Annotated in this window: 7 protein-coding genes; 4 read left to right on the top strand and 3 right to left on the bottom strand. The window is 38.1% G+C overall.

The genetic code is table 11. The features are described from left to right. Positions 1-877, bottom strand: an 877-nt coding sequence (locus tag H5072_RS04225; RefSeq protein WP_182692806.1) for a TraB/GumN family protein, incomplete at its 3' end; no start/stop codon positions are given. A 35-nt stretch (positions 878-912) separates the two neighbouring features. Next, entirely contained in the window at positions 913-1,278 is a 366-nt protein-coding gene (locus H5072_RS04220; protein ID WP_182692805.1) for a hypothetical protein, read from the bottom strand. Positions 1,279-1,560: 282 nt separating this feature from the next. Between H5072_RS04220 and H5072_RS04215 the strand changes: the two genes are divergently transcribed. Continuing rightward, on the top strand, positions 1,561-3,702 hold the full coding sequence (locus H5072_RS04215) for a transcriptional regulator (RefSeq protein WP_182692804.1): 2,142 nt from the start codon (positions 1,561-1,563) through the stop codon (positions 3,700-3,702). Between the two features lie 194 nt (positions 3,703-3,896). Here the strand turns inward: H5072_RS04215 and uvrA are convergent, their stop codons facing one another. Next, positions 3,897-6,722, bottom strand: coding sequence for an excinuclease ABC subunit UvrA (gene uvrA / locus H5072_RS04210; protein ID WP_182692803.1), 2,826 nt, complete (start codon positions 6,720-6,722; stop codon positions 3,897-3,899). Between the two features lie 162 nt (positions 6,723-6,884). On the opposite strand from uvrA, the gene H5072_RS04205 reads away from it, so the two are divergent. The 3 genes from H5072_RS04205 to H5072_RS04195 form a co-directional block, all read left to right on the top strand. Continuing rightward, the gene (locus H5072_RS04205) at positions 6,885-8,252 is read left to right on the top strand and encodes an MFS transporter (RefSeq protein ID WP_149602041.1); all 1,368 of its coding nucleotides are present in this window, start codon (positions 6,885-6,887) and stop codon (positions 8,250-8,252) included. Between the two features lie 20 nt (positions 8,253-8,272). After that, the gene (gene ssb / locus H5072_RS04200; RefSeq protein ID WP_182692802.1) at positions 8,273-8,983 is read left to right on the top strand and encodes a single-stranded DNA-binding protein; all 711 of its coding nucleotides are present in this window, start codon (positions 8,273-8,275) and stop codon (positions 8,981-8,983) included. Positions 8,984-9,269: 286 nt separating this feature from the next. Beyond that, positions 9,270-10,696: histidine kinase dimerization/phospho-acceptor domain-containing protein (locus H5072_RS04195; RefSeq protein WP_310735871.1), on the top strand; the 1,427-nt coding region annotated here is incomplete at its 3' end.

Here is a 10,696-nt window from a genome sequence, read left to right as displayed (position 1 = left end):
CAACTAGAGAAACTTTATAGCCCTTATTTTCAAGTAAGGTAAGTAAACTATCTTGTCCTGCAAGATGGGCAACTCCAACAAGTACAAACTCATTTTTATCGTTGTTAAACATGGCTTCTACTTTTGGTAACCAATCATTATTTCTATCTGGAATGAGTTGTTTATAACTATTCGGATCATTTTTCTGCATATCTTCAAGTGCCACTTTATTCAGTGTGTCTGTATCACCTTTGCGCCAGGCAGCTAAAAGTCCTTTAAACATATCGCCATAGTTGTGCAGCTCGGCTAAGTTATGTTTAATGAAGTCGTTTTCGTTGCCTTGACCCATTTTTTTAAAAAGCTCTAACTGAAATTCCATTGTTTCTAAGTAATTTTTTGTTTTGTTATCTTCAGTCGCTTTTTTAGTAAAATAAGCATCAACACCTTCACCCATTAAATTTTGCTTTTGAAGCTCCATCGACATTAAAACAATACCAACCATAGCAGGGCGAAAGCCATCTAACTTAGCGAGATTAGCGCCAAACTCGTTAAGCTTATTTTCAAGTGATGCCTTAATCTCGGGTTCTAGTTTTTGACTTAACGTTTCGTTATTTGTATACGATAGTGCGCCTAACATTTGCATTTGCGCATTAGTGTCGGCTGGGTCAGTTATCGGTGCTTCTAAAATAATTGTATCCGCTTGTTCATAAGCATGGTTAAACTCAGCGGGTAGTGGCATTTCAGCTTTAGGTAGTATGTGAACTGTACCGCCAATAAATAGTGAGTCATTACCATTGCTTACTTGCCATACAGAGCTTTGGGCCTGTGCTGTATTTGCTAAAAGACTACAGCTAAGTAATACGCTGGCAGATACTAATTTTTTTGTGAATTTTTTCATGATATTCCTTTATGTAACTTTTAATTTTATTGTTTTTAGTTCGATAACACAGTGCTGAAATATGCAGTGATTGAGGATGTTAACTTTGAAAGGTTTTTATCAATTTGCGAGTTTATTTTGCTCATTGAAGAGTCAAGCTCAGCTGATATTTTTTCATCTATCGAAGAAAGTAACGTTTGTGTATCAACATTACTTTTTAAAGACTCAGTGGCGTCTATGTTGTTTGTTTCTTGCTGCTTTTTATTAACTGGGTTAATCGCCTCTACGCTTTCACCAATTATGCATTGATTAAAATTACTTTGAACGGTGTGTTGTTTAGCGTCAGCTGCAATAACTGAAGTTGTATTAAAAGCAGTTGCTAGTAGTAAAGCCGGTAGTACTTTTTTCATTGTGCTATTCATAATTAAACCTTTTATATTTTTAATTGCAGCCAATTTAGAATCACAAATGATTTTTTACTAAGCTGCTTGTTGATGACGGTTTAAAGAATATCGCTGAATTTATTGAGAGTCGCTTATCTAGTTATGAGCAATTAATAGATAAGGTTTTTAAATTAAATAATTTTTTTAATTTAGAGGGTTAGCCTTAAACCTTATAATGCTAATATAAGGTTTAAAATGCTTTTTCTATAAAAGAAAGTGTAGATGTGATACGGTTCATAAAAATAAAAATACGTAAAAACTATGAATTATCAAATCGGACCTTGGCAATTTATTAGTAATCGCTGTGTGATTACTTCAAACCATTTAGAAAGGGAATTAGATCCACTTTTAGTAAAGCTATTACTTCACTTTATAGACAAGCCTCAACAAATTGTTTCCCGCCAAGAGCTTATTGAGAGTGTGTGGCAACAGAGCTTTGTTGATGATAATGCGATTAACCGTGCAATCTCAGAGTTAAGAAAGCAGCTTGCCCACCCAATTGAAAAAGCGCCGCTTTTAAAAACGCATTACCGTAAAGGATATAGCCTAACAGTAATACCTGAGCGTTTAACGCAAGCAAACGTTTTGAAAGAGCCTGTAAACATTTTGCCTGACTCACCGGGTATTTCTGCCAAAAATGAAGAGATAGCTACTGCAACTACTTCTCAACCAGTTCAAAAAAAGAATAGTAAAAATTTTTTGATTTATTCTTTACTCGTCATTATTTGCCTGTGCTTTTTAATATGGTTTGGGTTGTTTTTTATTAATGCACCTTCTAGTGAAAAGATTAAACAGATCACGGTTAATAAGGTAGCAAGCACATGGAATATAGGCAGTGAGGTTCACCCTGAGATCTCCTCAGATAAACAATATTTAGCTTATACAAATGTTGAACCTGAAAATGACGTAATGCATGCATTTGTAAAGCGACTATCTGATCAAAGGGAGGTTGAAATTACCTATCCTGGCTTTCAAGTATCTATTTTATCGTGGCAGTTAAATCAGCACGCAGTGCTTATACAAGCTACAAACTTAAAACAACAGCAGTGCGAAATGGTACTGGTTGATTTAAGCCAGTTTCCTATTGTTGGTGAGGCTACATTAATTAAAAAGTGTGACCTTAGATACACCGGCTACGCACAAGTAGACGAAAATAGTGAATATATTTATTACACTGAATATAAAAATGAGCAAGATGGCTCAGGTTTATATAAATTTGATTTAGAGTTACAAAAAGAGTCCATTGTTATTCCACCACCAGGTGTAATGTATGGCGTAATAATGCCGCGCTTATCTTCTTCAGGTAATAAAATAGCATATATACTTAGTCAAAAGGGTAAGCCTTTTTCTGTATTTAGCTATAACTTTGAGACCCATGAAACCAAGCGATTATTTAAAGCAAAGAAAAGCATAATTAGCTTCGCGTTTGACTGGCTTGCAGACGATAAAGGCGTGATTGTTTTTGAAGCCTCTGACCTTTCAACCATTGTGTTTGATGAAAATAATATTATTAAACGCACACTAACGGTTACCCCAGCAATTTCACCTTATTATATTGCAGTTCAATCTGCTAATAGCCTCTTTTACTCAGCAAATAAAACACAAGCATTTTCGTTAATTAAAGCGACTAATCTTTTTAGCGATGTTCCTGAGTATGAAGCACTCTACAAAAGTGATGAAGACGACTACCACATTGTAGAAGTCATTAATGAGAAAGGACCAGCGCATATTTTTGTATCCGAGCGCTCTGGCAGCAGTCAGTTGTGGTTATCTCAAAATGGACTTACAAAGCAACTTAGTAACTTTACTTATGAAGGGAAATCTACCTTTGCTATTGGCGGGCTAAGAGTATCGAGTAAGCAGGATCGTGTTTTATTAAGAGTTAATAGCGATATTGCATTTTTTGACGTTATGTCGAACAAACTCTATACCATAGCTGAGTTTAAAGGGCGACAAATACTAAACTATGTATGGTCTAAAGATAATGAAAGTATAATTTATTTAGAGCGAAGTGGTTCAGAAAACCTATTTGCTCAGTTTAATTTATTAACGCGAGACACAACTATATTAGAGGATATTAAAGCCAACAAATTAATTTCAGGCGCTGACGGTACTAATTATGCAATTACTAATAATCAGTTAATTAAACTATCAAATAAACAGAGTTGGGAATTACCCAAAGACGCGCGACAAGCACAACTTTTTGCTATTAATGGTAATTACCTTTACTACTCTGATGCGATTTCAAGAGTTGCTCGGCTTAATTTAGAAGATAAGACAGTAAAAGATGTGCACGTGGATTTTAAACCCATCGCATTTTTTATTAGTGATAACAATCAAATTTTCTTTACAGAATCAAAATATAAAGACATGCAAATAATACAGATAAGTTGGAATAACTAGGGTCTGTTGATCTTTCAAGGTTAAATTTGCAGCAGTGTGTTGCTTTCTTTAATAACATTTTCGATTGTTATGTTGATAAAAGAAAAATTAGAGCCAAAAAATAGCGAGAAGTGAATCTTCTCGCCATTTTTAATTAAGTGTAATCTCGACAGTTAAATAACCTCAAAGCCGATTAATTTGTCACAACTGAACCTCTATTTATTTAATAGAGGTTTTAAGTAATGCCCAGTATGTGAACGCTCACATTCGGCCACTTCTTCTGGTGTACCTGCAATGAGTATTTCACCGCCGCCAGCTCCGCCTTCAGGTCCTAAATCAATAACCCAATCTGCTGTTTTAATAACATCGAGGTTGTGCTCAATAACCACAATGGTGTTACCGTGATCGCGCAGGCGATGTAATACAACAAGCAGCTGTTCAATATCAGCAAAGTGTAAGCCTGTTGTAGGCTCATCTAATATGTAGAGTGTTTTACCAGTATCACGCTTTGATAGCTCGCGTGCTAGTTTTACACGTTGCGCCTCACCACCTGAAAGCGTGGTAGCGGCTTGACCTAAGCGGACATACGATAAACCAACGTCCATTAAGGTTTTAAGCTTGCGGGCAATAGCCGGTATTTTGTCAAAATACTCATGCGCGTCTTCAACAGTCATCTCAAGTACTTGGTGTATGTTTTTACCTTTGTATTGGACTTCGAGCGTTTCGCGGTTATAGCGTTTGCTCTTACATACATCACACGGTACATACACATCAGGTAAAAAGTGCATTTCAACTTTAATTAAGCCGTCACCTTGGCACGCTTCACAGCGTCCGCCTTTAACGTTAAAGCTAAAGCGACCTACTTTGTAGCCACGTGAGCGCGCTTCTTGTGTGCCTGCAAATAACTCACGAATACCGGTAAATATACCTGTGTAGGTTGCCGGATTTGAACGAGGAGTACGACCAATTGGGCTTTGATCAATATCGATCACTTTATCAAAATGATCTAAACCGCTAATTGATTTATACGGTGCCGCTTCGGCAGTGGTTGCGCCATTTAGCTCTGTATGAGCAAGTTTAAATAAAGTATCGTTTATTAGCGTTGATTTACCTGAGCCCGATACACCTGTCACACAGGTCATTAAACCAAATGGGATTTTTAAATCCACATTTTTAAGGTTATTACCCGTTGCGCCAAATAGCTCTAGCCATTTGTCGTTCGTTGGGTGACGCTCTTTTGGTATTTCTATTTTACGTACGCCTGATAAAAATTGGCCCGTAACAGACTCTTTGCTTGCTAAAATATCGTCGCGCGTACCTTGAGCAATAATATGCCCACCATGAACACCCGCACCTGGGCCAATATCAATAATATGATCTGCAGCACGAATAGCATCTTCATCGTGCTCTACCACAATAACGGTGTTACCTAAGTCGCGCAAATGGACCAATGTTTGTAATAAACGGTCGTTATCGCGTTGATGTAATCCAATAGATGGCTCATCTAGTACGTACATTACACCTACAAGACCGGCACCAATTTGACTGGCTAAGCGGATACGTTGAGCCTCACCACCTGATAATGTATCGGCGCTACGTTCAAGTGATAAATAATTTAGGCCAACGTTAATTAAAAACGATAAGCGGTCGCGAATTTCTTTTAATATTTTTTCAGCTATTTGGCCTTTTTGTCCGGTTAACTCTAAACCTTCAAAAAATTCCATGGCTTCACCAATACTCATGCATGTGATTGCAGGTAAGTTGGTTTGTCCAATAAATACATTTCGAGATTCTTCGCGTAAGCGCGAGCCATGACAGCTAGGACACGCTTGGCTTGTTTGGTATTTAGCAAGTTCTTCGCGTACAGAGTTTGACTCGGTCTCGCGGTAGCGGCGATTCATGTTGTTTAAAACGCCTTCAAACTCATGGTTACGCGTAATTAAATCGCCACGGTCGTTACGGTAATTAAACGCAATCTTAGTGCTACCAGAGCCATCTAAAATAATTTTTTTCGAGTCGCTGTCTAAATCTTGATAAGGCACGTCTAAATCAAAATTGTAATGATCTGCAACCGCTTGCAGCATTTGATAGTAATAAAAGCTGCGTTTATCCCAGCCTTTAATTGCACCGCCAGCAAGGCTTAACTCTGGGTTATGCACTACGCGATTAGGATCAAAATATTGACGTATACCTAAGCCATCACAGGTTTGACAAGCACCAGCTGGGTTATTAAACGAAAACAAACGCGGCTCAAGTTCAGTCATTGCATAGCCACAAGTAGGGCAGGCAAAATTTGCTGAAAATAGAATTTCTTCAGCGCTGCTATCGTCCATGTATGCTACATGTGCAACACCATTAGACATTTCAAGTGCAGTTTCGAACGATTCTGCTAAGCGTTGTTGTAAGCCATCTTTTACTTTAAATCTGTCTACAACAACTTCTATTGTATGTTTTTTATGAAGCTCAAGTGTTGGTGGATCAGACAAGTCACATACTTCACCGTCTATACGGGCGCGAATATAACCTTGGCTAGATAGCTGTTCTAATAACTTAACATGCTCACCTTTACGCTCTTTTACTATTGGCGCAAGCAGCATTAATTTACTGCCCTCAGGTAGAGCCAAAACAGTATCTACCATTTGGCTAACGGTTTGCGCAGCAAGTGGTAAATCATGTGTAGGACATCGTGGTTCGCCGACGCGGGCAAACATAAGTCGTAAATAATCGTAAATTTCGGTAATAGTACCTACGGTTGAACGCGGGTTATGAGACGTTGACTTTTGCTCAATAGAAATGGCAGGAGAGAGGCCTTCGATGTGATCCACATCAGGCTTTTCCATGAGCGATAAAAATTGTCTTGCGTACGCAGAGAGTGATTCAACATATCGGCGTTGTCCTTCTGCATAAAGCGTATCAAATGCAAGTGATGACTTCCCCGAACCAGATAGACCCGTAATAACTATTAATTTATCACGTGGGATGGTTAGGCTGATGTCTTTTAAATTGTGCGTTCGGGCGCCTCGGACTTCAATGTTTTCCATGCTATCTCGTTTGTTACCAAAATTATTTACTCAGTATCGCATAATACGAAGCAATATTAATCCTTGATCAATGAAAAATCCTTACTTATAGGCGATTAATTATTGCCAAGCTTATGGTAGAATCCCAACCTCAATTTTTCATAGAGTAAGATCACGCAGATAATGACCGCATCTTCACTTAATTCACGAGAAAAACGCGCCGCTGTATCACTGGCGAGTGTGTTTGCATTTAGAATGCTCGGCTTGTTTATGCTGATGCCTGTATTGGCTATTTATGGACAATCGCTTGAAGGTTTTTCGCCTATTTGGATTGGTTTTGCCATTGGTGCGTATGGTTTAACGCAAGCTGTACTACAAATACCTATGGGTCGATTATCCGATAAGATTGGTCGTAAAAAGGTTATTGTTGGTGGCTTAGTTGTATTTGCTATTGGCTCTGTAGTTGCTGCATTAGCTGACTCTATCCAAATGGTTACCGTAGGCCGTGCTTTACAAGGTATGGGCGCAATAGCCAGTGCGCTACTCGCGTTTGCTTCAGATTTAAGCCGCGATGAGCAACGACCAAAAGTAATGGCCGTTATTGGTATGAGCATAGGAATGAGCTTTGCCTTTGCTATGTTACTTGGGCCAATTGTCGCCGCTTCGTGGGGTATTGCAGGTGTATTTTGGTTGACTGCTATTTTAGCTGTCTTTGGTATATTTATAGTGACCATGCTAGTGCCAAAGGCGGTAAATAAAGCGCCCAAAGGCGATACATTAGCAAGCTTCAGCGACATTAAAAAATTAATTAAACACCCTCAGTTAGCACGATTAAATGCAGGTGTATTGTTATTGCATTTAACGCTAACCACAATTTTTGTGGTACTGCCGAGTCAATTAATTAAAGATGGCTTGGTTGCTGACCATCACTGGTATTTGTATATTCCAGTGCTATTTTTAGCATTTTTATTAATGGTACCAATAATGATTGTGGCCATTAAAAAAGAGAAAGAAAAACAAGCATTTATTGGCTCGGTAGCCTTGTTAACTATTAGTATGTTAGCAATGTCGGTATGGGTTAATAGTGTAGTAGGCATTGCTGTGTGTATGCTGCTTTATTTTGTGGCGTTTAACTTTTTAGAAGCCACTATGCCTGCGCTTGTATCGCGAATAGCACCTGCAAGCCAAAAAGGTTCAGCAATGGGAGGCTACTCATCTAGTCAGTTTTTAGGCGCCTTTTTAGGCGGTATGTTAGGTGGCTATGTAGCACAAACTACAACGACGCAAGCTGTGTTTGCGGCAGCGGCACTTGTTGGGTTAATATGGCTTATTATTGCGTGGAAAATGCAAGTCCCACCCAAAAGTAAAGTTATTAGTTTAATGACCAAATTAGATTCTGAAGAGCATGCTCAAGTACTTGCTTCTCAGTTAGTTGCTTTACCAGGTGTAATAGAAGCAACTGTAGTTCGCGATGAAAGTCGCAGCTATTTAAAGATTAATGATAAAGAATTTGACCTAGACCAAGCGCGTAAAGTCGCTGGTTTAATCTAACATTTATAGGAGATGGTTCCATGGCACGCGGTGTGAACAAAGTAATTTTGGTTGGTAATTTAGGGCAAGATCCTGAAGTTCGTTATATGCCTAACGGCAACGGTGTAGCAAATATTACCCTAGCAACTTCGGATAGCTATAAAGATAAGAACACTGGCCAAATGGTTGATAAAACTGAGTGGCACCGTGTTGTATTTTTTGGCAAGTTAGCTGAAATTGTTGGTGAATATTGTCGTAAAGGTTCACAAATTTATGTTGAAGGTAAACTTCAAACACGTAAGTGGACCGATCAACAAGGCCAAGAAAAGTACACTACAGAAATAGTTGTAGATGGCTTTACTGGTCAAATGCAAATGTTAGGCGCACGTGGTGGCGATCAACAAAGTGGTGGTTACCAAGGTAATCAATCACAAGGTGGAGGTTACCAAGGTAATCAAGCGCAAAGTGCTCAACAAAGCGGTGGTTACGGTCAAAATAACCAAGGTCAAGGCGCACAGCAAGGTGGCTATAATCCACAGCAACAAGCCGCACCAGCAGCACAACCAAAACCGGCTCCAGCACCACAGCAGCAAAGTAATCAATATCAGCCGCAAGGTGGTTATGCACCACAGCAAAAAAGTGCCCCACAACAGCAAGGTGGCTTCGCTCCTAAACCGCAAAACGCCCCGCAAGGTGGTGCATCAAACCCAATGGAACCGACCATTGATTTTGACGATGATATCCCGTTCTAGTTTTCCAACTTTTACAGTGTAAAGATTTATTATAGAAAAGCCCCGTTCATACGGGGCTTTTTTATACGGGTTGTTTAGTGAGGGCACCCAAGAACTATCAATGAATATCGTCATTAAGCAATAAAATAAAATAGTATTAGTAAGCATGTTAAATTATGGTGAAATTTACATTATCTTTAATTGATATATATATCGTTAACACTTACCATTAAAAGACTTTTACCTTAATTACACAATGAGAAACATGAAAACTAATATCTTATTTTTATTTCTTGTTTTTCTATTTTTGAGTCCAATTTCAAACGCTCAATCTTCTTCAAATGTTACTCATGTTTTATTTATAAATTCAACAAACCAAGATATGCCTTGGCACAAAAGTGTTGATTCTGGACTGCGTAAAAAACTTATAGAACGTTCTTTTAGTTATGAACTCTTCGTTGAAAATATGGATGTAAACCGCTTTGATGAAGCAAATCAAAAACAGTTAATGAAGGACTACCTTAAGCAAAAATATAAAAATAAGCACATAGATATCATTGTTACTCAGTCGCCTTCTGCAGCTGTACTTTTATCGCAATTAGATGATTTTTTTATAAATGCTCCAAGAATATATTTAGAACCAGGCGCTCAATTTAGTTTACCTGAAAGCACCAATGGAGCAGTGATCCAAGCTAAATTAGACTACGCGCAAGCAACAGCAAGCGCTGTTAATTTAATGAAGCCTAAAAAATTAATCGTTATATTAGATACAAAAAATGATATTGGGATGAGCTTTTATCGAGGGCTATTTTCGGTTATTAACCGTGACTTTTCGTATTTAGACGTAGAAAAGTGGTTTGATCTTTCAATGCCAGAGCTACTCACTAGAATAAAAAATGCGCCAGATGATTCAATTATATTGTTTACACCCATTTTCAGGTATTACGATAATAAATCTCTTAGCCCTTATCAGCTAGTAGAGCGATTAGCTGAAGCAAGTTCAGCGCCCGTTTTTAGTTATTGGGAGGTACTATTAGGTTCAGGTGTTGTTGGTGGGTATGTGTTGTCGGGTGAAAAAATAGGCGCACGTATTGCCGATTCGATAATTTTATACAATGAAAATAAAAGCCTAAGTGCAATCAGTGGTGAAGAACTAAGTGTTTATGCTTACGATTGGCGTCAATTAAACAAGTTCGATATAGCTTCACAAAGCTTGCCAGAAAAGTCGATTATATCTTATTACGAGCCAACCTATTTTGAGCAAAATAAAACATTGATTTACAGCGCTACTGTAATTATCTGTATTCTTAGCAGCTTTTTAGTTTTCGTATTGTTTTTAAATCAACGCCGCATCCAACTTTTAAAAGAGCTTGATGAAGAAAAGCAAAGATTAGAGTCTCGCGTTGATCAGCGTACTGAAGAACTGTTGCAAGCCAAAGATGAGGCCGAAAAGCTGACATCCGCTAAGTCTGAATTTTTAGCAAATATGAGTCATGAAATTAGAACGCCTATGAGTGGGATTATTGGCTTAACCAACATTTTGCTAGAAAAAGGTTTGCCTGGGGAATATGAGCATTATTTAAATAAAATTAAATATTCTTCAGATCAACTCCTTGTAGTTATTAACGATATTTTAGATTTTTCAAAAATTGAGTCTGGAAACATTAACCTTGAAGAATTTCCTTTTTCTGTAAATTCGGTTGTTGACTACATCAAAGCAACTTTTGATGAGCT

The sequence above is a fragment of the Pseudoalteromonas sp. SR45-5 genome (genome assembly GCF_014163565.1).
In the GTDB taxonomy this organism is placed as follows: Bacteria; Pseudomonadota; Gammaproteobacteria; order Enterobacterales; family Alteromonadaceae; genus Pseudoalteromonas; species Pseudoalteromonas distincta.
Note: the sequence above shows the minus strand (reverse complement) of the source record. Positions and strands in the feature narration are given on the sequence as shown.